The following is a 25,821-nucleotide window of genomic DNA, read 5'->3' on the forward strand; positions in this document are numbered from 1 at the left end:
ATCGCCTGGTGTCTACAATGCCAGCCGTGAATTCCTATCAGGCCACGTTGCCAGGTAGCCGCTCGGCCTTCCTCATCGCGCACCTTCTGCCCGGCGATACCCTCACCGTGCAAACCTCCCTCGGCGAACGTCGCTACGACGACCGTGACGACCCACCAGGGTCTTGGCTGACTCTCTACGACGACGAGGACGGACTCCGTGAGATGCGGTTCGGCACCGAATCCCGCGCCGCTGGGAACACTACGAAACGACTGCGCGAACCCGTCTCTCGAGCCGCACGCGACATCCGCTCGGGCGGCGTCGCCATCGTGCACCGCGAACAGCGGACGTACTACACCAGCACCGAATGGCAGCCCACCACCCACGAGCTCGTCAATCCAACCCCAGCCTGATCTTGGGTTCGTCCTCGCGCGACCATGTGCAGAGTGTCGATGCCCCTTCCGGCCTCTGCGCCCGGCGGTGAAATCACCAAAGTCCCGTCGTAGTCGCCGGTTTCAAGCACAGCGACCGCAGCCAGGTCCAGCAATGCCCCGAACCCGCGGCGAACACTCACCCGCGCCCCTGGCGGCACATCCTCCGCCGCGCCGGAGGCGACACTGGGAGCTGACTCACCCGGCCGGGATAGTGCTGTCGGGCAATGGGTTTCCAGTGATCGAGCCGTTCGTCCAGACACCGGTCTGCTCGTCGAAACGCAGCCACATCGACCCGATCACAACCCATAGCGTGTCGATCTCGACTGGTAATCGCAGCGACACCACTGGCAGGAACTCCAGCCTCATATCTTCAACCGCGCGGGCTTCACCAACAACCGACTCGGCCACCACCAGCACTCCGTGATGCTCACCGGGCACACCGTCGAGGGACTCCCGCATGTTGGCGCTCCTGCGATCCAGCCACATCTGCACCAGATCCGCGAAGACGTCCGGATCGCCTGTCCGGGAATGCCCCCACCCCAGGCCCAACACGACCACACCCGGTGAGAACGGTGGCTCACCCTCGAATTCGAATCGTGTGCACCACCCGCCTCTCAGCAGCCAGCCGATCCGCTCGCACGCCTGCCGCAGTTCTTCCGACACCGCACCAATCCCGATCCGGTAATCGGTGACGCTGTGCCGCTCCAGCACTTCCAGCGGGCCGACCAGATCCTTGGGCAGCCGCTTCACCCTCGGCTGCCGAGCAGATCCCGGTTCGCCCAGCTCCAACTCCTCCACAGCGTTGTAGGCCGGCACGAGGCACCCCCAAACCCCGCTCAACCGTGACAAGGGCGTATGCACCGGAGCCTTGTTCACCGCCTTGCCCAGACCCTTCCAATCCTGGCTGGCGAACTCCTTGACCTCGAACGCCGCCTCCGGCGCACACAGTCGATAGTCCGGACTCGGCGGACCAGACGGGTCCGGCTCGACCAGCTCGAGTTCCACCCCCAGCGCGTGCTCGAGCACCGCGCGAGCACGCAACTCACTCGACTTCTCCTTACGACGCGGCATCCTCGAAACGCTAACGAGCCACCCCAGCGACCGCACGCGAAATAGGCACGCGCACACGAACTTCCTCGGTCACTCCAACCACAGCCGTTCCCACGCCAGGCGCGCCCGCGATGGCGGCCGAATCGCACGCGAGTTGTCGCAGTCGTGCTCAAACGTCGCCAACAGGCGTCGCTCCGACCGCCAGCAGCAGCCCACACACCTGGGCTGAGGATCTCAATCACATCGGTGAACTCGACAGCATCCCCGCGCACCGTTTCGGCGTCCGCAAAACCCTATGTCGCATCGAAACCAGGAGCCGCCATGGATCCCGAGACCGCATGGTCACCGCAGAGCTGCCCGTTCCGTGTCGCCGTGACCAGGTTGCGCGTCACCGACACCTGTGGCCAGGTACACCACCGCGACATCGATAGTCGCAACGCCCGCGGGCAGCGGCTGCTCGCCGCCGTGCGCATGGCAGCGCTGACCGACCCACGCGTGCTGTCTACCTACGACGGGCTGCTCGACGACAAACAGCTCCGCCATCCCGACGACGACTGCCCACTGTGCGCGCTCCACCACCGACCCGGTCCACGAGTCTGGGGCCGCTGGATCACCGACTCATGGCAAGGACATCCTCGCTACGCCGACCACACCAGCGGCGGACGACCCATCCACAGCCACGTCGAGTTGTTCGGAAACCTCGACCACGCCCGGGAAACCATGACCGCTCTGGGCCGGGTGATCACCGACGCCCGACCCGACTCTGTGCGGAGCAGTTGGGAGATCGGCGATCTGCATGCGTGGACCGATACCGACCCCGACTACCGCAATCGGCTGGTTTCCAGCACGTCGCAGCTGTGGGTGTGGCGGCGGCCGCCGAGGGAGTGGTGGCCCGAACTGGTCTTCGCCTTCGCCCCTGACTGGTCGATCACCGAGACGACCGGCGCCGAGCTTCGCCGACGGCATACAACCGGCCGTATTTTCTCCGGCGTCCTCGGTGACCCGCCGCCAGCCGGGGCACCAGAGACGATCCAGCTCGACGGCCTCACCGTGCGCTGCACCGGCGGCGGCCGCGACCTCCGGGTGATCTCCATCCACGACACCACCTCCGTGGCACCTGCGCGGCGCATCCTGCCCGACGGGCACACGACCCCGCTCCCGGATACCGTCGCTGGTCTCACCGTCTACGGACGGTGGGAAGGCGAACGGCCGGCACTCGACTGGCTCACCGAACTCACCCCCGAATACGCCCCACACCTAGCAGCGATCCGGCAACGCCTCGCCGCCGTAGGCCGATGACCCGAACACGGCAGACCGAGGAAACAAGGGCCAGCGAACCGGCCACAACGTTGAATGCGCTCCGAGCGCGCCGTTGCCAATGGGCCATTCGTTCTTAACGTGATCGATCGCGTTGGCCTCTGCTCCGGAGCCTCGCCCTCGCCAGGGCGAGGGACATGTCATCTGCATAGGTCAGGGCGGTTTAGGGTCGCTCTCTGCTAGCTCCGCTCACCGGAGGCCGAGGACTTGTTCGGGCGCTGGCGGATCCTGCTCGGGGAACAGCGCTGCGAAGGCGGCGCGCGCGGTTGTGTGGTCGCGGGAGGCCTGCTCGAACAATTCATTCCACTTGCGCCACACATCCGAGCTTCGGTCAGACGGCTCGCGACGCAAGTGCACGACGACCCAGTTGGCTGCTTCGATGCATTTCGCCGCCGCTTCGAGCTGCTCTGGCGAGCGGCCTTCCGATTCTCCGCGGTAGCTACGGATCACTCGCTCATGAGAGGGGCGGCCGTGCAGGTCGAGACGCGCACCGCGGCCCACTCGCTCCCAGGCGATCGCGGTAATCGGCAGCCATCCAGGGCGGGGGCGGGCTTTCGCTTCTACCTCCGGGTCGAGGCCGGGCACCTGGCCGACGAGTGCGTCGCCACCGATCATGACGTCGGGCGGCACCACCAGGTCCTTCTTCGTATAGAACTTCAGCGATTCGGGGCTCAAGTTGTGGATTCGGGCGACCTGATCTCGCGACAGAAAGTGCATAGTCATGACCTTAACCCTCATTCGGGGGTATGGTCACGTATTCGGCACGCGTCGTGACCTGCGGATATGACACGTCCCCCTCACGTCCACCGTGAGGCCGGCACTCGTAGAGCCGGTGCGCCGGCGGTTTCACACACCGTCGACCTCGTGCCGGGGGTCCGGAGTGGGGTTGGATGGCAGAGCCGATCTCGGGGCGGTCGAGAAAACCAGTGAACGAAGCGGCGGTGCTGCAGTCGGCGAGGCGGTCGATGGTCATCTTGTCTCGGACGTCGCGCTCCTCGGTTGCGCCTGTTTCGTCGTGGCGACCGCGAGCGAAAGCCTCGGTTCGGTATGGCATGTCGGTCTTTTCCTTTCCGGGACAGCGGTTTTTAATGATTTCCGCCGAAACGCAGCAACCCCCACCAGGGCGACCGGGTGGGGGTTGCTGATCGATCGAGCGGGGGAGGCTACGACTTGCCGCCGTGGACGATGACCTGGGCGCCGATGACCTCCAGGGTCAGCACCACCTTGCCGCTGCCCTGCGGGCCAGCCACCTCGGCCGCCGGAGCCGCCGGGGCGGGCGCGTCGGCGAGGCGGACACCGACGGCACGGTAGCCCTCGTTGAATTCGGGCCGCTTGGCCGCGCCGGGGTGATCGGCATTCCAGTCGATGGCGCGGCTGACCGCCTTGCGGACACCGCGCCGAGCCGCCGAGTCGTAGGTCTCGGCCTCGACCTTGATAGTGAACACCTCGTTCTTGAACTCGCCGAAGCCGTTGCTGGGCTGGATGTCGACGTTGAAGACGGTCTCGGTCATGGTGGCCTCCTGAGTGGCTGGGATCGTGTTCGTTCTGCTCAACAATACCCCTGTTGTGGGGGTATTGTTGAGTTCGATTGTGGTGACCTCGGTCACACCTGCAGGAGGTGGTTCTGCGTCGACGCCCGGCGGTGCGCGTCGACTATCTGCAATCCCCTTCGGCGGCAAATTGGATCTCCAGGATCCGCGTGATCAATTCGTCCCTGGTCCACGCGCGGTGAGATTCGCCGAGGAACTCCACCACCCGGCTGTCTGGACGTTCGATCCCGGTGCGGCACTTGGCAATCAACTGCTGCTTGGTCAGCCGGTGCAGCTGAGCCGAACGCTCATCCCGTGTCGTCACGATTGACCCTTTCACTGGTTCACGCTCAATGTATCGGCGCGTGGTTGAGGTCGGCCTGTGCCCGCGCGCCCGCGCCAGACTCAGCGGTGGCACCTGCGGTCCCGGTCTCGTCCACGGACGACAAATCTCGGGCATCGGCCTGCGCTTAGCGGGTACCAGTATTTGGTCCGCTCGGCCGTCGGAATCACTCAGACAGGCGCCGACGCTACCTGTTGGGGACATGTCATTTCCACAGCTCAAGCAATAATTCAGGGGCTTGTGTCACTCTTCTGCTCGTCGGGATCGGACCGATTGCGTTGCGCCTCGATCCGCGCATAGGCACGCGCCCGGCCCGTTCTGGAGTGGTGGTGGATGTGCGCGGCGGAGAGGGTGAAGTTGCCCAGTTCGATGAGGGTCGCGAGCACGGTGGCGACGTCGTGTTGCTCGCCGGTCAGGCGTATTCCTACGGCCACGGGATTCCCGCCCTTCATCTCGGCTGTCGGCGGAATGTGGCCTCGCCAGCATCGACGATCTCTTCGGCCTCGTCGACGAGATCGATGCGGACCTCGGTGCCGTTGTCGATGTTCAGTAGGCCGGGGAGGGTGTGGCCGGTCCATTCCTGGACGGGCTGGCCCGGATACGCGGCATCGGACCAGGCGTGCTGCTTGCCGTCGCCATCGCCAGTGGGGACGCTGATCACGAATCGTGTTGCGCTGGTGCTGATCACAACGTCACCACTGTGACAGCCACGGCGCCGCGGTCGGACTGCTGGCATCTTTCGAATGTCCATACTCCGGCGTCCAGGTCGACGTGGCGCAGGTAGACGTGCTCGAGGACTTCGGCCACATCGCCTGCTGTGATGTTGTCGGTGCTGTAGCCCTGGGCGCGGTTGTTCTGGTTGATGGCCTCGGCGATCGGGCCGGGTTCCTGGTGGCCGTAGGCGTACCACTGGTCGCCGTCGTCGACCTCGTACAGGTGGATGCCGTTGCGGGCTATCCCGAAGTCGTCGGCGGTCAGTTCGTTGGTGAGCATCGCGGAGTCCTTTCCGAGAGTGGTTGTCAGCGTGAGGATTTGCGGATGCGCCACCAGCGGGATCGAGCTGGGCGGCGAGGGCGGCCAGGGGCTCGACGAACTCGGCGGCGGCATCGCCGGCTATGCGGATCGTGGTGTAGTCGCCTCCTCCGACCGACAGCGTGCGGGCGCCGTCGCGGCCTGCCCAGGTGGTCTCGGTCAGGGTCGCGATGCGATCGGCTTCGTTGTCGGTTTCGGGATGGCCGGTTTCGACCGTGAGGTAGTGGATGCCACGCACGGTGTCTTCGGCCTCGGCGATCACTGATGGTGCCAGCAGGAACTGCCATAGCTCGTGGGCGGGGTTCGCCGGTTTCTCGCTGTTCATCGCTGTTCCGCCAGGCTGCGGATCAGGTCGTGCTGTTCGTCGGTGATCGCGACCGGGTCGAACTGTGACCAGTCGATCGGCAGCAGCTCGAGGTCGGCGGCGAAGCGGCGCAGGTCGGTCCAGCCGGCGTAGGTGAGCGGGTATCCGCTGGGGATATGGGTCAGCAACTGTCCGCTGTCGGCCAGGCCGCATGTTCCGTCAGGTCGCAACACGACCGCGGGGGTCAGCGCGAAATGCTCGCTGATCTGCTCGGCGGTCACGCAGACCCGCGAGTGGTCGGCGAGGCGGACAGACAGCAGGGCGAGGGTCATGGTGATGGTGCTCCTTGGGACGGGCCGTGAGGCGAGTTGCGCGTGGAATCCCCTTGTGGAAGTCGGATTTCGTGGTCAGGAGTCTTCGCCGGGCGACTGAGCTCGACGCTGGTCGTGCCGGTCGGCGGCGATCTCGCGTTCCCAGAGTTCGAAGTCGCCGACTTCGGCGCCCTGTGGCGAGCCAGGCGGCATGCGGGTACGCGCGCGAGGAGTGCGCGGGCGGCGGACTGCGCGGCGGGGCGTCAGACGGCGAGGTGTGCGGCGGGTCGGTCCGCGGCGAGACAGTGGGTCGAGCATGCGCAGCAGTGGTGTGCGTGCGACGATCGCCTGGGCCAGCCGCGAGCGCCATGTGCGCTTCTTGTAAGCGGTCAGGATGTGCCCGAGCAGCCACAGCAGGACGCTGAGCATCAGGGCCGATATCCAGCTGGCGCTTCCGCCGGTGGCGAGGGCAGCCAGGCAAACGAGCACGCCCAGGCCGCCGACGATGCGGGCGGTGATGGGGCCGACGGTCCACAGCACGACAGCGATGAGCACGGCGATGGCGAGGTATGCGATCAGCGACATTGCCGCCTCCTTCGTGATTGTCGGGTCATCGGACCGGGAGGGTCCATGCCTGGTCCGGGTCGGCCAGGACCTGCAGGGCTTCGTCGATGGTCAGCTCGCGACGACGAGCGCGTATCCACGGGGCGGGGTCTTCGACGAGGTCGACCAGCCACGGCAATCCGAACGCTCGGCGGTGGATGACCATGTGCATCGACCGGTTGTAGGCCGGGGAGTCGTGGTGGGTCCGATGCTCCATCGGCGTTGTGCAGTGTTCGGTGTAGATGAGGGTGATCAGTGGGCGGCTGACATTCTGTGGCACCCAGGGACCGCCTTTCACGGCCTCGGCCACCGAGGCCAGGAGCGCCTGCTGCTTGTCGACATGCGCGTTCTCGGCGGGACCACGCCGCAACCGCAGCCACGCAACGTGCATCACTCGCGGCGAGCCGCTGTCGAAGCGCCACAGCCCGATTCGGTAGATCGCGACGACCCCGACGGCCTCGGCGATGAGCCACATGCGCGCGTCGGTGCCTATGTCGTCGAATGCGGCGACCGTGACGGTGACAGCCATACCTGGCACGGTTGCGGGCATCAGCCAGCGCAGTGCCCTGCTGGCCTCCTCACGTCGGCCGCGCCAAGCGAGCCACAGGAATCCGCGGATCGCGATCGCCGATGCCGGCGCCCAGGCAAGGAAGAGCAGCAATGGGTTCATGTCGGATTCTCCTTGTTCTGTCGGTGGACTCCTCCAACAATACACCCTTAACGGGGTTATTGTCTTACCGGGTGTGCAACTCCTTGTAGAACCAGGTGCCCGAGCGGCTGATCTGCGCACGCCCCAGAACGTTCGCCGGGCTGGGCAGGTCGGTCGCCGTGACCGCGATGCGGAATCCCAGGTGCTCATACAGGCCCAGGGCGTGTCGTTCACGTGCGTCGACGAATCCGAACCAGACACCGACGCCGTCGGCGCGATGACGTTGCTCGGCAGTGGCCACGAGCGCGCGGGCGTAGCCGCGGCCTCGCGCGCGTGGCGCGACGGCCAGGTGCTCGAGGAGTTTGGTCTCGGCAATCAGCCGCATCGCCGCGCCGACGTCTGCGAGCATCGTGGCGACCCCGTGGGCTATGCCGATCGGCGCGTGGGAATTGATCGCGGCGATCGTCGGAACTCCGGATCGGATCTGCAAGGCGACGCCGGTCGGGTCCAGGGTGATGCGCAGCGCTGCGGTGCCCATCACCCGGGGTGAGACATCGCTGATGTGGGTGGCGAAGAATTGGCCCACCTTGCGTAGTGCGGCATCGGTGGCGATGTCCTCGATAGCGGGCGGCTCGTTCATCGGCGCTCCTGGCTCCTATTGCATAGAACGGTGTTGTCCTGCTGTTGTTTTCAACGGCAGTCGACGTGTATAGCGATGTAGATCCGGCCGACGCTGGTGGGTGATTTCCAGTCCTTCGGGGCATCGGCGGTGACGGCGATGTCGAGCTGGTCGGCTTCGGACCAGTCGACGGCTTTGAGCGCCTCGAGATAGCGGTTGGTGGTGTCGATGTCACCTTTGAGCTTCTGCTCGGTGTTCTGCACGGTGAGCCTCTGCGAGGGGTTGCGGGCGGTGATGATCCAGCCGTGTGGCGCGCGGATGTCGACGGCCAGGTTGTCGCCTCGTCCGACGCAGCGGGCATCGACGTCTTCGGGCTTGGGCGTGGTGATGGCGGTGTCGGCGTGTTTGTCGCCCCAGCCGATGATGATGCTGCCGAGGTCGGTTTGGTTGCCGGTGACGACGGTTCCGCTGGTGGATGCGGACACGGCGGCCGCACGGCCGTTGTCTCCCCCGCACGCGGCAGCCGCCAGCGCGGCGGCCGCGATCACAGCGAGGGTGGTAGCGCGATATCTGTTATGGGGCATGGAGGTTGGCGTTCCTTTCGGATCCGGCCGGCGCGGCGGCACGGGATGAGGGACTCATTTGAAGACGTCGACGTACCAGCGGCCGTCGATCTGTTTGGTGGTGATGGTCTGGGTCCACTGCTGTGGTGGCTGATCGGGACGCTTCTCGGACAGAACGGCTAGGAAGACGTCGCCGGTGATCGCGGTGGTGTGCAGGCAGTAGGTCGTTGCGGGCGGGATCGCATCGATCACCGCCTGCAAGGCCTCGGCTGGCTGGACCGAGGACGTCGGGGTTGCGAGCGCACGCGCCCGCTCGCCCGACCGCGCGACGTAGTAGGCGTATTCGAAGGCCTGGATCACCGCTTCGCTGCTGTTCTGATCGCCAGGATCGGCACCGCACCCGTCGGCTGCGGTGGCGCTGGTCGAGGTGGGCGGGTGGGCGGTGGTGGCCGAATCAGGGACAGCGCTGGGCTGGGTCCCAGGATCCCGCAGCGCCCACACCGTCAGCCCGAACGCGACCATCATGGTCAGCACGGCCGCGGTCTTGATGCCGGGGCGCCGAGCGTGGTGCCCGGTGTCGGTGTCCTCGTCCGCCGGGCGGGGCGTGGTGGATGCGGGAGCCGCACCGAGCGTGTCGATCACTGCTGGGTGCCGGCGTGGCCGACGGCTTTTGTTCGAGATCTTCATCAGGTCGCAACCCCTGCTGATGGCGGACAGGTCGAAGGAAGGTCAGCGCGCGGCCGTCATCAGCTCGACGACGGTCGCGGCGATCACGGTCAGCGATTCGGTGGTGGTGGCGCGCATTTGGCTCGTCACGATGGGCTCGCCGCCGGCGAACAGCGGCTCGTAGGGCATGCGCAGCACCTTCGCGACATCCAGTCGCACGAAGGTGTCGACTGCTTCGGTTTCGACCATCGGCTGGTCCCCGGGTCCGTCGGTGACGATCACGACCGTGCGGGCCAGGACCTCGGGATCGATGTCGGCGATGTCGAGCAGCATGCGTGCCGCCGCTATGGCGGCGTCGCGGCGCAGCGGCACGGGTACCACGAGGACGTCGGCGCGCGACACGGCCCACTGCCAGCTGCCAGCGAGCTGGTTGTTGCCGGTGTCGGCGATCAGAATCTCGCGGTGACGAGAGACGATCGCGGCGAGGGCGGCAGCCTGTTCGACCTCCAGCGGGGCCGTGCCCGCCAAGCCCTGGCGACCGGCGATGAGGTCCTCGCCTGTGGGTTGGCGAGTCATCAGCCTGGTCAGCGTGGCCGGGCGCTGGCGGATCTCGTCGGCCGCGGACAGCAGGGCGATCACGTTCTGGTCTGGTGTGGGTGCGGCTGCAGCTCTGTCGGCGAGGCTGCCGCCGACTTCGCTCAGGTCTGCACACACCACGCTGCTCGCGCCACGGTGGGTGGCCATGGTGCTCGCCAGGCCGATCGCCATCGGTGTCTTGCCCACCCCGCCTTTGAGGTTGGCAACGGTCACCACTTTGAACTCAGGTATCGGCCCGGCGATGATGACGGCCGCGGTGCGCAACCGCATCTCGACCGAGTCCGGTTTCGGTGCCAGGCTCAGATGCAGTGCGGCATTGAGCCGGCCCCGCACTCCCCGGCGTGCCGGTTCGAACATGACCGGTGCGGACCGCTTGGCCGCTAGTGGCGCAAGGGTGCGCGGGACTACCGCCGGAGGCCGCGCCGCCGCGGTTCGGGCGCCGACAGGCTGAGGCGGCGGCAAGGGCGGGGCGGCTTCGGCTGCCGGTGGCGATGTGGTTCTCGGCTGTATCGGCGGCGTGGGTTCCGGCGCGTCGGTGTAGATGATCGGTTCAGCGGCTACAACCACGGGTTCGTCTGCCGGTTCCTGCGGTGGCGAAGCCGCATCAGTCGGTGCGGCGGCCGCGGTGGGGTCTGCGGCTTCGGTGGTGCTGGTGTGGTCCACGGGGGGCTGCGGGGCGGTTGGTGTGTTGTCGAGGATCGGGACGGGGGTGCTGGGAGTGGACCGCGTCGCGGCACCGTCTGGTGTGACGGTGACGAAACGCTTGCGGCCGCCGTCGGTGATTGTGACCTCCACCGATGCCCCCGCCTCGGCCGCGCGGCGCGTGCTGAACTTGTGGATCTCCACCGACAACGCGGTGCGGTCGCTCGCAGTGAGTTCGACCGGTTCGGCGTCGGGCCACATGGCCTTGGCGGTGGTCTGGGAGGTGATCTCGACATCGAGAGTGGACATCACCCGAACGCGCCCGCGCCCGACAGCTCGGTGGTCATCTCGGCGGCAACCGATTCGGTCTTGTCCAGCACCGAGAGCGCTTCGCTGCGCACTTTGCCTTCGGGCAGAAGGAATTCGATCAGGCGCCGGTAGGTGTCGACGGCGCTCTGCACCTCCTCGAGGCGAGCAGCGGTGAGCTCCTGGCCCTCGTTGAGCTTGTGCACCCACGCGGGTACGGCGTCTTTGAGCTGGCGGCGCAGCTCCGCGATCACCGGGTCGTTGGCGCCCTTGGAGATGAACGGTGCGCGCAGGGCGGCGATGTCGCCGCTGTTCGGCGTGATCGACTGGGAGATACGGCGATTCATTGTGTTCCTTCCTCGAGGGGATGTGCGGCGGATATCGGTGTCGGTCACAGGTTCTCGACGAAATCGTGGAGTTCGGCGCTGTAGAGCGCGGACCGCTCGTCGCTGGCGAGGGGGTAGGCCAGCAGGGTGCGCGTCGGCGCGCCCGGCGTTCGCCAGACCGGCACGCGGCGGAGGGAGGGGATCACCTGGACAGACGGCGGTGTCCCCCGGGTCGACACCGAGGCCGGTGAGCTGTCGGCAGCCCTGGCTAGACCACGACCGGGGGCGTCGTCGGCCTCGGTGTCGGGTGTGTTCCACAGCAGCTGCGCGCCGTCCTGGGGTGGATCAGCCAGATTCACGCGGGTGGAGAACATCTCGCGCAGATGCTGCGGCAGCGGCGCGGTCGGCACGGTGGACAGCACGGTGACGCCCGCGTCGGGGGCCCGGCCGATCAGGGCGTGCAGCGCGGCTTTCGGATCCGCGACGGCGAGCTGGCGGCGGTCGTGTCGATCGCCCTGCTCGGCGATGCGGTGCCATTCGCCGGCCAAGCTCGCCATATCGTCGATGCACACGACCAGCGGAGGGATATCCGCGGCGGCGGTGTTCTCGTCGCGGATGTAGTCGAGACGTGCGGCTGCTTCCCGGTCCAGCGCACGCAGCAGCGCGGCGCCGCGCAGCGGGTCGTACACCGCGACTTCGGCCCACTGGCCGGCCGGGATCCACCATTCATCGACGATGATCGCAACGGATTTGCCGAAGGGTTCGGTCGCGGTCTGGTTCATGGGCTGAGGGTCCTTTCGTTGTGGGGGAACAGGGTTCGATCAGGCGGCGGCGGGTACGGGGTCGGGTTCGGGGAGGAACACGACCTCGCCCACGGTGAAGTGCAGGGTGGTCTTCACGCGGCCACTGGTGGCGATCACGATCCGGGTCTCGGTGACCGCGCCGGTGGTCTCGTCGCGGATGACGGTGACCTGTTCGGCGGTGACCGGGACGAGGTTGGAGTCCTCGTCGTCGACCAAGATGGTCATGCCCTCGGTGACCGCCGAGGCAGGGATGGCGTCGGCGGCATCGTCGTCGGAGGCACCGAGTACGAACGGTTCGGGCGCCTCACCGCGCTCGCGGGCCTGCTTGGCCAGTGCACGCTCGGATTCGATGAACTCGCGCAGCTCGGGGCTGTAGATGGTGAACTGCGGTGCCTCGGCAGGAACAAGTCCCTCGATGAGCGCTTTCTCGTCATCGGAGAGCTGATTCCACTTGTTGGGGTGGCGATCGACGTTGGGCGTCCACCACATCTGCGCCGACACCGGTGACCCGTCGGGGGCGGTGACCATGCCGCGACCGGGGATGGAGGTGTCCACGTCGCGGCCGACCTGGGCGTCGCCCCACATCATCAGCGCACCATCCTGTGACAGGTTGCCCAGGCTCATGCGTGTGCCGAAGTTGTCGCGTGCGTTGCCGGAGCTGGAACCGAACAACTGGGCGTCAGGACGCTGCACTCCGAGCAGCAGGCGGATACCGGCCGAGCGAGCGAGCACCGCCAGATCCGCCCACGCCCCCAACGGGTCCAGCTCGGCGAGCAACTTGCGGGTGGCTTCGTCGCCGCTCTTCATCAACCGCTGCCACTTGCCCGAGAGGATGAAGAACTCGTCGAGCACAGCGATCAGCAGCGGCAGCTGGGACGGCTCGATCTTCTTGACGTGCACGTAGTGGTTGCGCGCCATCATCTCCGCGTGCAGGGCGCGCACCATCATCGCCGCACGCATCGGGTCATAGACGATGGCTCCACAGCCCGGGTAGCCCTCGAGCCCGTCGAGTTCGATCATCTTCGGATCCACACCGAGGAACGGGATGCCACGGCGGGCGGCTTCGGTGAGCAGAGTGCGGATCACCGAGGTCTTGCCGCCACCGGTCGGGCCGACGATCAAACAGTGCGGCTTGTTCGACTTGGTCGACACATCCCAGAACACCGTCAGATCCGCGGCACCGGTGCCGAAAGGCAGATGACGCAGGTCCTCATCGACCAGTTCCAGCGGGTGGTCCACGCGCCGCGGCAGCGGCGCCTGCAACCGCATGACCAGATATCCGTCGTCGGGATGCCATTCGGTGACCCACTGCCGACCCGACACATGCCTTCCGGCCAATGTCGCCAGCGACTCCTCGACGCGGGTCTGGAACGCTTTCGCGCCGGTGTTCAGCGTCGGTGTGAACGCGATCCGGTAACCGGTCTCCACGCCGTCGTCGTCGCGGGACTCGACGCTCACCACGGGATCCTTGAGCGGGCTGTCACGCACGACGCGATCGAGAGTGCCCAACGCCGAGCGGTTGCGCTGCGCGAGCAGCGACCGCGTCACCACCAGCAGGTCGCGGTGCGGTTCGTGCCGCACCATCAGCGTCCAGCCCTTGGAACGCCCCTGCAGCGCGGGGACCTGCTTGGCCAGCACATCGAGCACGAGCCGGCGCACCGCCACGGCTATCCGGCCATGGCGCAGCAGACCGGATTTCTTGATGGCGGAGGTGAGTTCGTCGAATTCGCGCGGACGGATGATTGTGCCCGGCGGCAGCTTCACCGTCGCGTGGCGCACCGCGAAAACACCGGGCGGGAACCACACCGTGACCCGCACTGGTTCATCGCGCAGCGCTTGGCGCACCAGCGCAGTGAGCAATATGCGATAGCGGCGGGCGAGGTAGCGCGCGAGATCGACCACGGCCACCGCGCCAGCCACGACGATGAGCAGGACACGGTAGTCGTGAAGGCGTGCGGCGATGTCGGTCAGGGCCGGGACCCGGTCGGCGACTTTCGCAACCAGTACCGGCCCTCGCAAAGCCAGCACGGCCGCTGCGGCGACGAGGACTGATAGCGGGAAGATCCGCTGGGTCGGATCGTAGGCGCGGTCCTCGGCCTTCTGCGCCGGGTCGCCGACGATGGCACGGTAGGTCTCGACGAGCCAGTCTTTGACTGGATCGTGCTGGCCGTTCGCCATGCACTCCCTCCGCTTGCTCGCCGGTCCCCTCGCAGGGCTGAACTGTGTGGGCGAACAATGGCAAGAAGGGCGGATAAATCTCAAACATCGTTCTCCACACCAGCATGCGAAGAGGCGCTCGGCACGGTGCCGCCTGCCCTTCCGATTCGGTCTGTTCGATCGCTGTTTTCAACGCTGATTCGAGCGCTGTTCACGACGCTTGGAACAACGGTGAAATCAGCGTCGAAAACAGCGTCCCGACACAGCGGTCGGTGTGGTGCCCCGCATCGGCGCACACACCGGTGTGCGGACCGCTCATTGCAGCGTGTGAACAGGGCGTTCGAAACCATGTTTGAGAAACGCAATTTCCTGAAGTACACTCCCCCGTAGGGGGAGTGACCCCACAGGGGCACCCAATTATTCGCCTTTTCCGGCATCCAATTCCACCGCTTCAACACAGCGTTATCATTCGCCCGTTTTCGGACGCGCTGTTTTGCGCGCTCGCAGCACCGCTGCGGCGACCGCTCCGACGAACGCCGCCTTCCAGCGGTCCACGCAGCGGCCTTCTGCGCCGCTCACGCCTGCGGTCGCGCAGAGCGCGGCAGCGACCGGCTGGCAGCGCGGCGAGCCACGCCGAGGCAAACACCGAAGCCTCCGCGGAATGCCCGCAACGATGTTTGAGGTGACGAGCTGATTTTTCCTACCGTTCCGGCAGCCACACCTTCTGTGGGGCGGAGTCGAATGGTTTGGAGTGCGTCATGTCCCTCGCTTCACACATTGTCGAGCTGTCATTGACAGCGCCGCCCGAGCGGCAGTGGACAGGCGCATTGCAGGTCCTCGCTCAGGAAACTGAAGTCAGCACTGGAGGGCTTCGGAAGTGGATCGAGGACAACATCGTCTTCACGATCCTCATCCTTATCGCTTGCGCGGTTCTGTTGGGCGGGTTGAAAGGCAACCTTTCGCGGGTTCTGACCGTCGGCGGATTGTCCATGGTGGGTCTGGCGTATCTCGGAATCGCGACGAGCGAAAACGCAGCGCAGGGAATCGGCTCGTTCATTCTCGGTCTCATCGGGATTCACACGTCCTAATTCCGAAATCTGATGGAAGGGAACAGGGCGTGATCGAGAACGATGATTTGCTGCACCGGGTCGACCCGCACTATCTGGGCCCGGCAGGGCACACGATGCCGTTGCGGATCCGCTACCAGGCCGCCGGTGTCGGGTTCGTGGTGTTCACGACGGTGTTCGTGATCGCCCGCGCGGTCCTGCACGCACCGCTCGGGTTCCGATCCCTGATGGTGATGTTGCTGCTCACCATCTACTTCACCACCCGGCTGACCCGCTACATCAACGCCGATCGCCCACTGCGGTCGGTGGTTCGCGCCGCGTGGAACGACCTGATCGCTCCGCGCCCGCCCAAGACGGGCAAAGCCTTGTCGATCCGGCTGCCCGCACCCGCTCACCGAACCAGCCGAGCTCCGGCCGCCACCGAGCACTCGCTGTCCACGCCGACCCAAGGTGAGCTCCGATGAGCGTGAACGACAACGACATCGCCTCGCTGTTCGACCCGAACTTCGATGAGCCGGTGCATGTGGTGCCCCCAGGTGCACTGCCGCCATCGTGGGCCGCCGCGCGCGCAGCCGCCACGCCCGCGCCCCCCGACAACCGGCACCTCGCGTGGTCGAAAGCCCAGCCCGCGCCTCCGCTGCCGATGGTCCCCGACCACGACACCGCGACGGCCGAAGCACCCGAGCCCGACCCCCGACCGCGGCGGCGACGCAAGAACGACCGCAAACGCCGCGACCGCACGGACGTGCCCGAGTTCGACAAGGACGTCGCCGCCGCCAAGAAACGCGCCGATCGAAACCGCAAAACCGTGCGGCTGGCACTGACCGGCACCCAGGGCCACATCACCCGCACCCGCAAGAGCTCCACGGCGTGGTTCGTCCAGCCGCCCGGCCCGTGGAACATGCGGCCAACCGCCAAGCAGCGCCGCTACATCCGCGACGAGGCGCTGGTACTGGCCAACCTGTCCAACGCCGGGGTCACCTCGCTGCACCGGCGCCTGGTGCGCACACCGTGGCCCGTGCGGCAATGGGCCCAAGCCCACGACACCTGGGCTGACCCGATTCCCGACGTGCCGGGCGCCCTGTCATGGGCGGACTACCTGCACGGCCAGCAGCACGCCATGCTGTGGGCCAACCCGACCCTCAAAGGCCGTTACTGGGGCATCGACCTGCACCCGCGATCCGCGCTCGGCCAAACCCTCGACGCCATCGCCCAGGTGCTGGCCTACGTAGCGAACTGGCCACTGATGGGTCGCGTCGCGCGCCTGGCCGCCAAACTGGCCGATGACGCGTTCGCGCGCGAACGCGCGGACATGGCCGAGCACCTGGCCACACTCGAGCGGGTCATGGCCGGTCGCGGTGTCGGGGCGCGGCCGGCGTCCGAAGCGCAGATGGACTACCTGCTGCGCCGGTCGGCCACCATCGGTCTGCCGCTCGACGTCGACGGCGTGATCGCCGGCGGTGGCGACTGGGAGGAGACCGACGTCGCGGCCCTCGAGGACGTGACGGGGGTCTGGGTGGTGCCGGGCGACGGTTACACCACCGTCAACGGCGCGGTCGACGGCCGCGCCTATACCGGCTACGTCATCGTGCTGACGATCGGCCGGATGGCGCCCTTGCCGATCCCGGAACGGATGCTGCCCTGGCAGGTGATCGGCGACCCGTCGGGCGAACCGATCGAGTGGTCCGAGCGAATCCGGTTGATTTCCAAGCCTGAGACCATCCGGCAGATGCGGCGGCTGGCCAACAAGATCAAGTCGCAGTGGGAGCACTACACCGTCGAGCACGACGAGACACCACCACAGGAACTCACCGAACAGTACGGGCTGTCGCAGCAGGTGATCTCCGACGTCGAAGAAGACCACTCCGGGCTGTCGGTGCGCAGCGAAGGCTGGTACCGGCTCGCGGTAGTGGGCGCGACACCCGACCAGGCGCGCCGCAAGGTCGCGCTGCTCAAGGAGATGTACGCCCCGCACATCTCCCTCGAACAGGAGCACGGCCAATATCAGCTGCTGCGCGAATTCCTGCCCGGTGAGCCACTGGCGAATGTCGCGCACAAACGCCACATGAGCGTGTACTCACTGTCGTCGGGGATGGCCGCGGTCGGTGACCGCATCGGTGACCGCACCGGCGTCGTGCTCGGGCAGACCGCCTCGATCGCACCCCGACCAGCGGTATGGGATCTGTTCGCCGCGCACGAACGCAAGCACAAATCCGGGCTGACCCCGATCGTGGCCGTGCCCGGTTCGGGCAAGACGTTCCTGGCCGGCATGATCGTCTACCAGGCCGTGCGCGCGGGCGCCTTCGCGGTCATCCTCGACCCGTCCGGGCCGCTGAAGGAACTGGCCAACCTGCCCGAGTTCGCCGACATCGCCGAAGTGCACGCACTGACCGGTCGTTCCTCGCGTCCCGGCTCGCTCAACCCGTACCGCGTGATCGTTGACCCACGTCGCGACGACCCGGAGTATTCGCCGGACAATCCCGACTTCCGCCGCGACCCCGACCCTGTCGCTGCTGGGCAGGCCCAGTACGAGGCCGACGTGCGCGCCGCGGCCGCCGAACGGATCTCGGTCGCGGTGAGTGTGCTGAAGATGATGCTCCCCCCAGCGCGGCTGGAACTGGAATGGACCGAATCGGTGCTGCACACCGCGGCGAACATGGTCGGCGGCGAGCGAGGCCACAACCTGCGCGAAGTGCTCGACGCGATCGCGCGGATCGCCGAGACCGACGAGGACGTGACCGTGCGAACCTGCGCGCGCAGCATCCATCAGGACCTCGACATCATGTCGCAGCTGGCCGAGGCGCGCGTGCTGTTCCCCGACCGCGACGCGGGCACCGAGGTGAGCGACTTCGATGCCGACGTGCGCCTGACGATCCTGACGATGCCGGGCCTGCAGCTGCCGCCGGAGGGGGTCGATCCCTCGCAGTGGACACCCCAGCAGCGCATGACCGGCCCCCTGATGCACATGGCCGCGTGGCTGGCCAACCGGCTGATCTACGAGAAGCCCCGCCACGTGCGCAAGGTGTTGTTCCTCGACGAGAACAAATACCTCGAATCCACCGGCGCCGGTCGCACGCTCAACCTGCGCATCTCCCGCGACTCGCGCAAGTACAAGGTTCGGGCGCTGGTGTGCAGCCAGCTGCCTGACGACTATCTGGGTCTCGACGGCACCGACGACAAGAGCGCACTAGCCTACGAGGTGATCATCGGTGATCTGGGCGGCAACGAGCACGCCATCCGCGGCGCGCTGCAACTGCTGAATCTGCCGCTTGATCAGGGCTACGAATCGATCCTTGCCGACCTGGGAGGAGGCGGTGAGGACACCCTCGACGAGGACACCGACACCAGCTACCAGGACCAGGCGCGCCGGTTCGTGGTCAAGATGGCCGACGACATCGAACTCATCCGCTCCGACTGGACCCACTTCGTCCACTTGGCCCACGTCTTCGAAACGCTCAACTCCAGCAGCAGTATTCACGTGCTCGGCGGTGGGGCATGAACCGCTGCCCCCGCGGGAGCGGGCGGTCGACCGGCTTGGCCGCGCGGTTGGTCCGGATCGCCGCGGTGCTGGCGCTGGTGATGCTCGGCCAGTTCGGTCCCGGCGAAGCGACCGCGGCCGCGAGCGGTTTCGACTGCAAGGACGTCCCGGTACCGGAGTTCCCCAAGGCCGCCTTCCCGGCCCGCATCGACGGCTCCAGCGCCGACCGGTCCGCCCCGACCAACGCCAACCCCACCGGCTACCAGAGCTACGGCTGGGCCGGATTGAACTGGTACACCTACGACCTCGGTTGCGGGTCGGATCTGGTTCGCGCGCCCGGCGTGGTCGCCGAGAACAGCTGGGGCAACAACTTCCTCACCATCGGCAAGACGCTGGCGGCCGCGGCGTTCTGGCTCGACGACCAGACCAAGACCGGCAAGCAAGCCGAGCAGGCCGGGGTGAAACCGGCGCTGGCCGAGTTCGACACGATCGTGAAATCGGTGTCGCACGGCATGCTCGGCGTCTACGGCCAATGGCTGGGTGTCGCGCTGACGGCGGCGACCGCGGTGATGCTGTGGCAGGCGTTCAAAGCCAACGCCGCAGGTGTCACCAAGTCCGCGGGCGTGGCCGCGGCCGGACTGGCGTTGGGCGCGTTGATGATCGGCGCCCCGGCCAAGGCGATCCAGCTCACCGATGACACGTTCGGCAGCGTCATCACCGACACCCAAGACCAGATGTTCTCCGTCGCCTTCAACGGCCAAGACGCCACCCTCGCCGGCGGCGCCTACGACCCCCGCAACGTGCTGATGGACCGGATCTTCCTCGATGACTGGCGCCAAGGCTGGTTCGGCCAGAACTACGACGACAGCGACAACCAGCTCGGCCCGAAGCTGCGCGAGTCGCTGGCGTTCAGCTACGCCGAGCAACGCGAAATCCAGAACGACCCGAGCGCGCAGGATCGCCTCGTCACCCAGAAGGAGCGCATCTTCCGCGACGAGATCGTCAAGCCGCTCGAATCACACAACCTGTCCTTCTACACCTTCCAGGGCAAAAACAGCCACCGGGTCGGGATCGGGGCCATGGCCATGCTCAAGCTCGGTCTGCCCTCGATTCTGTGGATCGGTGCCTCGATCCTGAAACTCAGTGCGCTGCTGGCGATCCGGTTCGCGATCCTGCTGGCGCCGGTGTGGGTGCCGCTATCGATCGTGCACGGCGGCTGGCTGGCGCGGGTGTGCCGGATGCTGGCCAGCGCCTACATGTGGGGCGTGGCCGGCGCGATCATCGTCGGACTGTATCTGATGGCGCTGGTACAGCTGTATGTCACCGACAACGGCTCCATCGACGGCTCGTGGCGGCTGTGGTTCATGGTGCTGCTCACCTGCTTGTTCTGGTTCATCATGCGCCCGTTCAAACGGATCTCGCAGACACTGACCCAGAACCACGCCAGCATGCTCAACCGCCGCGCCCGCTACGCGCAGCACTCGCTGAAACGACAGTTCCTGCGGGGCGCCGCAGCGGTGGTGGGCGGCCCGGCCGCCGCCGGAGCGGAAAGGGCCGTAGGCGGTCTGCGCCGAGGAGGCCGCGGGGAGCCCGATAGCGACCCCGATACCGATTCGGTGCGGCCGAGCCGGCCCGAGGGTCGCGACCTGACCCACCGCCGCCAAGCCGACGCCACCCGGGCCCGCGCCGAGGCCCGCCGCCAGCTGCACGGCGGCCGGGAGCGACGGGCCGCATCCACTGAGGACCGCGACGCACGGATCGCCGGGATCGCCGCCTCGGCAAGCAGCGAGCTGGCACGCGACAAGTCCGGCAAGTTCACCGGCGGCGGGGACGTCAGCGAGGCCGACGCGAGCCGGGCGGCACAGCTGGGCACGGCCGCGCGGCAGCGACTGGATCGAGACAACGAGGCCGCCGACAGGCGTGATCGTCGAGCAGTGTCCCGGGCGGGATCGGTCAGCCAACGCTGGGACGGCGGTGAGGACTCGATCATCGCGCCGATGAAGGTCTACACCCCGCGCCGCGGCAGCAACACCCCCGAGTCGATCACACCTTTGATCGCGATCTCACCGCCACGGCGACCCTCCGACCGGCCGCCGCGGCGGCCGCGGCTATGGGATCCCGATGACCCCGGACACGACCGCGATCGTAGGGACTCGGACAACTGATGGCCGGATCCCGGGGAAATCCTGTGCTCGCGCCCATCCGGCGATGGGTGCTGTACTCGCGCACCAACCTCGTTCTCACCGTCGCCGGGATCTTCCTCACCCTGGTGGTGGCGGGATTCTTCTTCGGCGAATCTTCGTCCACCACAACCATTTCCACCACGAACACGACGTCCTCACCGAGCTCGGAGCCGGTACAGCCGATCAGCTACGAGTTGGTCGAGGTCAGCGAGGCGTCGGTGGCGGGCCGGTCCTCGCAGTGGGTGACCTCGAGCGCGCCGGCCGCCGCGATGGCCTACGCGCACACCTACCTCGACCAGTCGATGACCAACGCCAACTGGACCAGCACGTTGGCCCGCTACACGGCCACCGCGCCAGGTGAGTCGTTCACCGCGGCCAGGCCGCAGGCCCCGGTCGCGATCACCGGCCCGACCCGCAGCCGGCTGGTCACCAGTGAAGGTGGGACGCGGCTGGCTCAGGTGTCGATTCCCACCCAGGCCGGGCAACTGCAGATCACCCTCAAGGTCACCACCTCCCCCACTGGCCCGAAATGGCTCGTCGACAACCCGCTACCGACACTCGACCTGTCGCAGGTCGCACCCCGGAGCGGCCAGCCCTCCACCCCCCGCACCGGTTCCGGAACCACCCCCGCATCGCCGAGCGCACCGAGCACCAGGCCCACGCCCACATCCTCGACAACGACCTCGTCCACACCGGCGCCACCGTCCAGCCAGCAGCCGCAGCCTGTCCCGCCGCCGCCGGGACCGATCCCCGCACCGGACCTGGACACCCCGTTGCCGGGGTCGCTGTGATTGTCGGTCAGGCCCTGCGAACGGTAGTGCTGATGGCGGTGGCCGCGACCGCGGTCGGGATCGCCGCGTGCGCGCCGGCACCGGTGATTCCCCCGAGCAGATGCGGCGGGGACGTGTCATCGTCGCAGGTCAAAGCGTCGGGAAAGCTGATGGAGTCGGGGGCGATCCGGCCGCCTACCGCGCCGGGCACCACACAGATCAGCTCCCCGTTCGGGATGCGGTGGGGCACCATGCACCAGGGCGTGGACTTCGCGGGCCCGATCGGCACCCCGATCTACGCCGCCCTCGACGGTACCGTGGTCAAGGCGGGCCCGGCGTCGGGGTTCGGCAACTGGATCGTCATCGACTCCCTCGTCGAAGCCAAACCCGTCTCAACCGTCTACGGGCACATGGAGGCCTCCGGGATCAAGGTCCGCGAAGGCCAGCAGGTCCATGCCGGCGACCCGATCGCCGAGATCGGCAACGCGGGCGAATCCAGCGGCGCGCATCTGCATTTCGAGTACTGGATCGGCGGGCGCCTGCAGGAAGGCGGACAGGCGATCGACCCGATGACCAAACTCGGCGACACCGCCACCTCCGCCAGCACCTCTACCGAAGGCACGGCCGCGGCAGGCCCTTCGACGGCGCAGGTGGCGCTGGCCGCCTCGTCCCGATCGATCACCTGCAGCGGATTCGGCACCGCCGGCGCCGGTGACCTCAAGCCCGGCAGCGTCCCCGCCGACCTCGAACCCTGGATCCGCAAGGCCGGATCACTGTGTACGCAGATCCCCCCGGCCCTCATCGCCGCTCAGGCCGAAGCAGAAAGCGGTTTCCGGCGAGGATTGACCTCGCCGTCGGGCGCCGAGGGTCTGACTCAATTCCTTCCCGGCACCGCCGCGGCGATCGACCCCGACGACGGTAAGCCCTACCTCATCGACGCCGACGGCAACGGCCAGGCCAGCATCTGGGACGACGGCGACGCGCTCGTCGCCCAAGGCCGCTACATGTGCGCGATCGCCCGCAAGATCGACGGTTGGATCGCCGAGGGCAGCGTCCACGGAGACCGCACCGCGTTGACCATCGCCGGCTACAACGGCGGCGAAGCAGCGGTCCTGGCTGCGGGCGGCATGCCCTCCGGAGGTGACTACGACACCCAGACCCGCCCGTATGTCGCCAAAATTCTCGCGGGCATGGCCAAATACCAATCCCTCAGTGGCGGTGGACGATTCGTACCACGCGGATCCGGGAACGGGGCACAGATCGTCGAAGCCGCGCGGCAGTTCCTCGGCACCCCGTACGTGTGGGGAGGCGGCGGCCCGGGCGGGCCCAGCAACGGCGGCTTCGACTGCTCAGGGTTGACCAGCTACGCCGTGTTCACCGCCAGCGGCGGCCGGCTCACCCTGCCACGCACCTCCGAGCAGCAATGGACCGTCGGGGAGGAGGTGCCGATGGACCAAGCCCAACCCGGCGACCTGCTGTTCGGATCCTGGAAATCCGGCGGGCCCGGCCACGTCGGCATCTACGCGGGAGCCAACACCATGGTGCACTCGCCCGACAGCGGGCAGAGCGTCACCGAAGCTGCGGTGCAGCCGGACATGCGGGCACGGAGAGTGCTATGAGGGGACATGCCATCACCGCAGTTCACGCAGGGTTTTTAGGGTTCTCATGATATCTGTTCCCAGCAATCTGTCGCCGAGACTTCCTGTGCGGGAGGCCGCGACATGAGGCCTCCGTTCCCGTACTTCGGCGGCAAGATGACGGTCGCCGCGCGCATCGCTGACCTTCTTCCGGCGCACCAGCATTATGTAGAGCCATTCGCAGGCAGCTTATCGGTTCTGCTGGCCAAGCCTGCGACCCGGTTCGAGACGGTCAACGACCTGTATCAGGAGTTGATGACGTTCTGGAAGGTGCTGCGCGACAACCCAACCGAGTTGGCGCGAGTGTGCGCGCTGACGCCGCATTCTCGGGCAGAATACGCCGCCGCTGCCGATATCGACGGTGACGATGTGGAGGTCGCGCGGCGGGTGTGGGTTCGGCTGTCTCAGTCCCGCAGCGGCTTGCTGGGGAAGAAGACAGGGTGGCGGTTCTACATCGACCCCGCTGGCAGTAGTTCGTCAATGCCGGACTACCTGTCGGGCTATGTGCAGCGGTTCGCCGCTGTCGCCGACCGCCTGCACGACGTGAGCCTGGAGTGCCGGCCAGCGTTGAAGGTGATCGACGCCTATGGACGCATCCCCGAGGTGTGTCTGTACGTCGATCCGCCTTACCTCGGATCGACACGGAACGGCACGAACTACGCCCATGAGATGGCATCGGATGCAGAGCATTCCGAGCTATTGGAGAGTTTGCTGCGCTGCCGGGCGTCGGTAGTGCTATCGGGATATGCGTCGGAGCTTTACGACACAGCACTGGCTGACTGGGTGCGAGTGGAGATCCCGGCGTTCAACGGCAACGCAGCATCGGGGAAGCGCACAGAAATCGTGTGGTCCAACCGTGAAATCGGGCAGCCCACACTGGATTTCGACCTATTTAGCGGGAAGCGAGTGCACCCGTGACCATTGCCGAGGTCCGGAAGAATCCATGCGAACGCCGTGGCGCTGACCGGCCGACACCACGCGACTCGCAGGGTCGCGAGTTCGCACAGGACGCCCGCCGTCGCTGCCGGCCATTCGAGCCGCACGTCGCGGTCCTCGACCGCCACAGCTTCAGCCTCGTCCGCGCGCAAAGAGGTTGTCCAGGACGGATTTTCGCCGACACCACTGAGTTGGGACATGTCATCATCGCAGGTCGAGCCGTAGGGTTCGCGGCAGCACCACAAACCAGGGGGACCGACCGATGAGCCGACACACCACACTGCTGCTGATCGGCCTCGTCGCGATCGCCATTGTCACGACGACCGTCACCGCAATCGTATTGACCAATCCGGATGGCACCGAGCACAATCCGTCAACGGCGCCGACACCGAGTTCGTCGCCAAACCTGACTACCACCGCGACGACACTGCCCCCGGCGCCGTCACCCGCCGCCGAAGCAGCCGAGGACTCAGCCCGCCAAGGCCTCGCCGTGGCCTACACCTGGTATCCCCAAACGGATTCCGGGCCCCGCGACGGGTTCGTGCGTGCGCGGCAGTGGATGTCGGCGACGCTCGCGCAGCGGATCCTCACCGACGTCCACGCCGAGCGCGGACCAGGCATTGAGTGGGGCCGGTGGGCCGGCGACGGCGCCAAGATCGTCGCCGATGTCGCGATCGGCTGTTCGGGTTGCCCGCCCGACACCGACACAGTCATCCACCGAGTCGCTACGATCCGCCAGACCGCCATCAACGGCAACCACGCTGTTGCGGTCGAGCCGGACACCATCGTCTGGGTGACCATGGCCAAGGTCGCGGATCGATGGTTGATCGACACCATCCGGTATTGACGCCGACAACGAAGAACAGGGGAGAAACGATGTCGAGGAAGAAACGCAGGGCCACTATCGGTTTGAGCGGCGCTGCGGCCATCACCGCCGCCGCAGTAGCGCTCACCGCATGCAGCAGCGATTCGGGGCCGACACGTGACGACGGCGGCCGCGCCGGCACCGTCACCGCGGCCTCGAGCAGCGGCAACGCCGACCCGCTCAAAGCCTCCGGAATCGCCATCGGTGTCGGCGACCGGCCCGGCGCCACCCTGGTCACCCGCCCGACACCCGAGCAGGTCACCGCACGCTGCCACGGTCAGGGCGATGGTCTGACCGCCGAGGTCACCGCCCTGAACGGATGGCACGTGCTGCTCAAGCAGGGGTCGCAGACGATCACCGTGGAGAACAAAACCCTCCACTACCCCTCGGCCGACATCACCACCGCGGCCACCACCATCGCGATGTCGAAAAAGCTGTCCGGGAACAGATTCCCGCTCGGCCTCACCTGGGGACGTCCCGGGCCCGGCGATGTCGAGATCCAGGTCAGCGAAGACGCGCCGACCAGCTGGACCACCACCTCACCGGACACCGACTTCACGATGTTCATGCACATCAGCTGCCCAGCAGCCAGCTGAACCCGGCGGTCGCAGCGCCACCGCAGTTACTCAGTGCCGCGCGCGTGGGGACGTGTCAT

General features: G+C 67.0%; 30 protein-coding genes and 1 pseudogene. 13 read left to right on the forward strand and 18 right to left on the reverse strand.

The features are described 5' to 3' along the window. Positions 1-26 precede the first annotated feature (26 nt). Entirely contained in the window at positions 27-392 is a 366-nt protein-coding gene (locus tag NP3_RS30160; RefSeq protein ID WP_063044996.1) for a hypothetical protein, read from the forward strand. Between the two features lie 216 nt (positions 393-608). Here NP3_RS30160 and NP3_RS30165 read toward each other — a convergent pair whose 3' ends face one another. Next, positions 609-1,484 (reverse strand): hypothetical protein, encoded by an 876-nt coding sequence (locus NP3_RS30165; protein ID WP_063044997.1) that lies wholly within the window; start codon positions 1,482-1,484, stop codon positions 609-611. A 300-nt stretch (positions 1,485-1,784) separates the two neighbouring features. Between NP3_RS30165 and NP3_RS30170 the strand changes: the two genes are divergently transcribed. Further along, positions 1,785-2,762, forward strand: a complete 978-nt coding sequence (locus tag NP3_RS30170; RefSeq protein ID WP_063044998.1) for a hypothetical protein — start codon at positions 1,785-1,787, stop codon at positions 2,760-2,762. 207 nt (positions 2,763-2,969) lie between these two features. Here the strand turns inward: NP3_RS30170 and NP3_RS30175 are convergent, their stop codons facing one another. From NP3_RS30175 to NP3_RS30205, 6 genes are all read right to left on the reverse strand, one after another. Then, entirely contained in the window at positions 2,970-3,503 is a 534-nt protein-coding gene (locus NP3_RS30175) for a hypothetical protein (RefSeq protein ID WP_157124636.1), read from the reverse strand. A 440-nt stretch (positions 3,504-3,943) separates the two neighbouring features. After that, on the reverse strand, positions 3,944-4,291 hold the full coding sequence (locus NP3_RS30185; protein WP_157124637.1) for a hypothetical protein: 348 nt from the start codon (positions 4,289-4,291) through the stop codon (positions 3,944-3,946). A gap of 142 nt (positions 4,292-4,433) precedes the next feature. Then, positions 4,434-4,634 carry a hypothetical protein gene (locus NP3_RS30190; protein ID WP_063045002.1) on the reverse strand — a complete coding sequence of 67 codons (201 nt, stop codon included), beginning with the start codon at positions 4,632-4,634 and terminating at the stop codon, positions 4,434-4,436. A gap of 248 nt (positions 4,635-4,882) precedes the next feature. Further along, positions 4,883-5,086, reverse strand: a complete 204-nt coding sequence (locus NP3_RS30195; RefSeq protein ID WP_157124638.1) for a hypothetical protein — start codon at positions 5,084-5,086, stop codon at positions 4,883-4,885. 14 nt (positions 5,087-5,100) lie between these two features. Beyond that, positions 5,101-5,340, reverse strand: coding sequence for a hypothetical protein (locus NP3_RS30200; RefSeq protein WP_063045004.1), 240 nt, complete (start codon positions 5,338-5,340; stop codon positions 5,101-5,103). Next, positions 5,337-5,645, reverse strand: coding sequence for a hypothetical protein (locus NP3_RS30205; RefSeq protein ID WP_157124639.1), 309 nt, complete (start codon positions 5,643-5,645; stop codon positions 5,337-5,339). The genes NP3_RS30200 and NP3_RS30205 overlap by 4 nt, the downstream gene beginning before the upstream one ends. Positions 5,646-5,676: 31 nt before the next feature. On the opposite strand from NP3_RS30205, the gene NP3_RS30210 reads away from it, so the two are divergent. After that, positions 5,677-5,949 carry a hypothetical protein gene (locus NP3_RS30210; RefSeq protein ID WP_063045006.1) on the forward strand — a complete coding sequence of 91 codons (273 nt, stop codon included), beginning with the start codon at positions 5,677-5,679 and terminating at the stop codon, positions 5,947-5,949. 56 nt (positions 5,950-6,005) lie between these two features. Here the strand turns inward: NP3_RS30210 and NP3_RS30215 are convergent, their stop codons facing one another. From NP3_RS30215 to NP3_RS30260, 10 genes are all read right to left on the reverse strand, one after another. Continuing rightward, positions 6,006-6,320, reverse strand: coding sequence for a hypothetical protein (locus NP3_RS30215; RefSeq protein WP_063045007.1), 315 nt, complete (start codon positions 6,318-6,320; stop codon positions 6,006-6,008). Between the two features lie 75 nt (positions 6,321-6,395). Further along, a complete protein-coding gene (locus tag NP3_RS30220; RefSeq protein ID WP_063045008.1) occupies positions 6,396-6,884 on the reverse strand; it encodes a hypothetical protein in 489 nt (162 codons plus the stop codon). Positions 6,885-6,909: 25 nt separating this feature from the next. Then, positions 6,910-7,572 (reverse strand): hypothetical protein, encoded by a 663-nt coding sequence (locus NP3_RS30225; protein WP_063045009.1) that lies wholly within the window; start codon positions 7,570-7,572, stop codon positions 6,910-6,912. A gap of 64 nt (positions 7,573-7,636) precedes the next feature. After that, the gene (locus NP3_RS30230) at positions 7,637-8,191 is read right to left on the reverse strand and encodes a GNAT family N-acetyltransferase (RefSeq protein ID WP_063045010.1); all 555 of its coding nucleotides are present in this window, start codon (positions 8,189-8,191) and stop codon (positions 7,637-7,639) included. A 50-nt stretch (positions 8,192-8,241) separates the two neighbouring features. Next, entirely contained in the window at positions 8,242-8,718 is a 477-nt protein-coding gene (locus NP3_RS30235) for a hypothetical protein (protein ID WP_245721174.1), read from the reverse strand. A 90-nt stretch (positions 8,719-8,808) separates the two neighbouring features. Further along, a complete protein-coding gene (locus NP3_RS30240; protein ID WP_063045012.1) occupies positions 8,809-9,375 on the reverse strand; it encodes a DUF8176 domain-containing protein in 567 nt (188 codons plus the stop codon). Between the two features lie 87 nt (positions 9,376-9,462). Continuing rightward, positions 9,463-10,947 (reverse strand): CpaE/TadZ family protein, encoded by a 1,485-nt coding sequence (locus NP3_RS30245; RefSeq protein ID WP_063045013.1) that lies wholly within the window; start codon positions 10,945-10,947, stop codon positions 9,463-9,465. After that, positions 10,947-11,291 carry a hypothetical protein gene (locus NP3_RS30250; protein ID WP_063045014.1) on the reverse strand — a complete coding sequence of 115 codons (345 nt, stop codon included), beginning with the start codon at positions 11,289-11,291 and terminating at the stop codon, positions 10,947-10,949. Before NP3_RS30250 ends, NP3_RS30245 begins: the two co-directional genes overlap by 1 nt. Before the next feature lie 44 nt (positions 11,292-11,335). Further along, positions 11,336-12,052 (reverse strand): hypothetical protein, encoded by a 717-nt coding sequence (locus tag NP3_RS30255; RefSeq protein WP_063045015.1) that lies wholly within the window; start codon positions 12,050-12,052, stop codon positions 11,336-11,338. Between the two features lie 39 nt (positions 12,053-12,091). Continuing rightward, positions 12,092-14,251, reverse strand: a complete 2,160-nt coding sequence (locus NP3_RS30260) for an FtsK/SpoIIIE domain-containing protein (RefSeq protein ID WP_063045016.1) — start codon at positions 14,249-14,251, stop codon at positions 12,092-12,094. A 737-nt stretch (positions 14,252-14,988) separates the two neighbouring features. On the opposite strand from NP3_RS30260, the gene NP3_RS30265 reads away from it, so the two are divergent. From NP3_RS30265 to NP3_RS30285, 5 genes are read left to right on the forward strand one after another with little or no spacing between them, the layout of a single operon-like run. Next, positions 14,989-15,318: a hypothetical protein gene (locus NP3_RS30265; RefSeq protein ID WP_063045017.1), complete on the forward strand. Its 330-nt coding sequence runs from the start codon at positions 14,989-14,991 to the stop codon at positions 15,316-15,318. A 29-nt stretch (positions 15,319-15,347) separates the two neighbouring features. After that, the gene (locus NP3_RS30270; protein ID WP_063045018.1) at positions 15,348-15,761 is read left to right on the forward strand and encodes a hypothetical protein; all 414 of its coding nucleotides are present in this window, start codon (positions 15,348-15,350) and stop codon (positions 15,759-15,761) included. After that, a complete protein-coding gene (locus NP3_RS30275; protein ID WP_063045019.1) occupies positions 15,758-18,796 on the forward strand; it encodes an ATP-binding protein in 3,039 nt (1,012 codons plus the stop codon). The genes NP3_RS30270 and NP3_RS30275 overlap by 4 nt, the downstream gene beginning before the upstream one ends. Next, a complete protein-coding gene (locus NP3_RS30280; protein WP_063045020.1) occupies positions 18,793-20,940 on the forward strand; it encodes a hypothetical protein in 2,148 nt (715 codons plus the stop codon). Before NP3_RS30275 ends, NP3_RS30280 begins: the two co-directional genes overlap by 4 nt. 23 nt (positions 20,941-20,963) lie before the next feature. After that, the gene (locus NP3_RS30285; protein WP_307679488.1) at positions 20,964-21,749 is read left to right on the forward strand and encodes a hypothetical protein; all 786 of its coding nucleotides are present in this window, start codon (positions 20,964-20,966) and stop codon (positions 21,747-21,749) included. A gap of 7 nt (positions 21,750-21,756) precedes the next feature. On the opposite strand, the gene NP3_RS50745 is transcribed toward NP3_RS30285, so the two are convergent. Continuing rightward, positions 21,757-21,981 (reverse strand): hypothetical protein, encoded by a 225-nt coding sequence (locus tag NP3_RS50745; protein ID WP_245721177.1) that lies wholly within the window; start codon positions 21,979-21,981, stop codon positions 21,757-21,759. Here NP3_RS50745 and NP3_RS51905 point away from each other — a divergent pair. The 5 genes and pseudogenes from NP3_RS51905 to NP3_RS30305 all read left to right on the forward strand — a co-directional run. Continuing rightward, positions 21,980-22,207, forward strand: a pseudogene (locus tag NP3_RS51905) (M23 family metallopeptidase); the annotation flags it as partial. The gene NP3_RS50745 and the pseudogene NP3_RS51905 sit on opposite strands and share 2 nt — an antisense overlap. A 90-nt stretch (positions 22,208-22,297) precedes the next feature. Further along, complete coding sequence (locus NP3_RS30290) at positions 22,298-23,347, forward strand: C40 family peptidase (RefSeq protein ID WP_507762170.1); 1,050 nt, start codon at positions 22,298-22,300, stop codon at positions 23,345-23,347. A gap of 102 nt (positions 23,348-23,449) precedes the next feature. Next, positions 23,450-24,283: a DNA adenine methylase gene (locus NP3_RS30295; RefSeq protein WP_063045022.1), complete on the forward strand. Its 834-nt coding sequence runs from the start codon at positions 23,450-23,452 to the stop codon at positions 24,281-24,283. Positions 24,284-24,563: 280 nt separating this feature from the next. Next, positions 24,564-25,148 (forward strand): hypothetical protein, encoded by a 585-nt coding sequence (locus NP3_RS50750; RefSeq protein ID WP_063045023.1) that lies wholly within the window; start codon positions 24,564-24,566, stop codon positions 25,146-25,148. A gap of 29 nt (positions 25,149-25,177) precedes the next feature. After that, positions 25,178-25,762: a hypothetical protein gene (locus tag NP3_RS30305; RefSeq protein WP_063045024.1), complete on the forward strand. Its 585-nt coding sequence runs from the start codon at positions 25,178-25,180 to the stop codon at positions 25,760-25,762. The last annotated feature ends 59 nt before the right edge of the window (positions 25,763-25,821 follow it).

The organism is Nocardia pseudovaccinii NBRC 100343, assembly GCF_001613225.1.
In the GTDB taxonomy this organism is placed as follows: Bacteria; Actinomycetota; Actinomycetes; order Mycobacteriales; family Mycobacteriaceae; genus Nocardia; species Nocardia pseudovaccinii.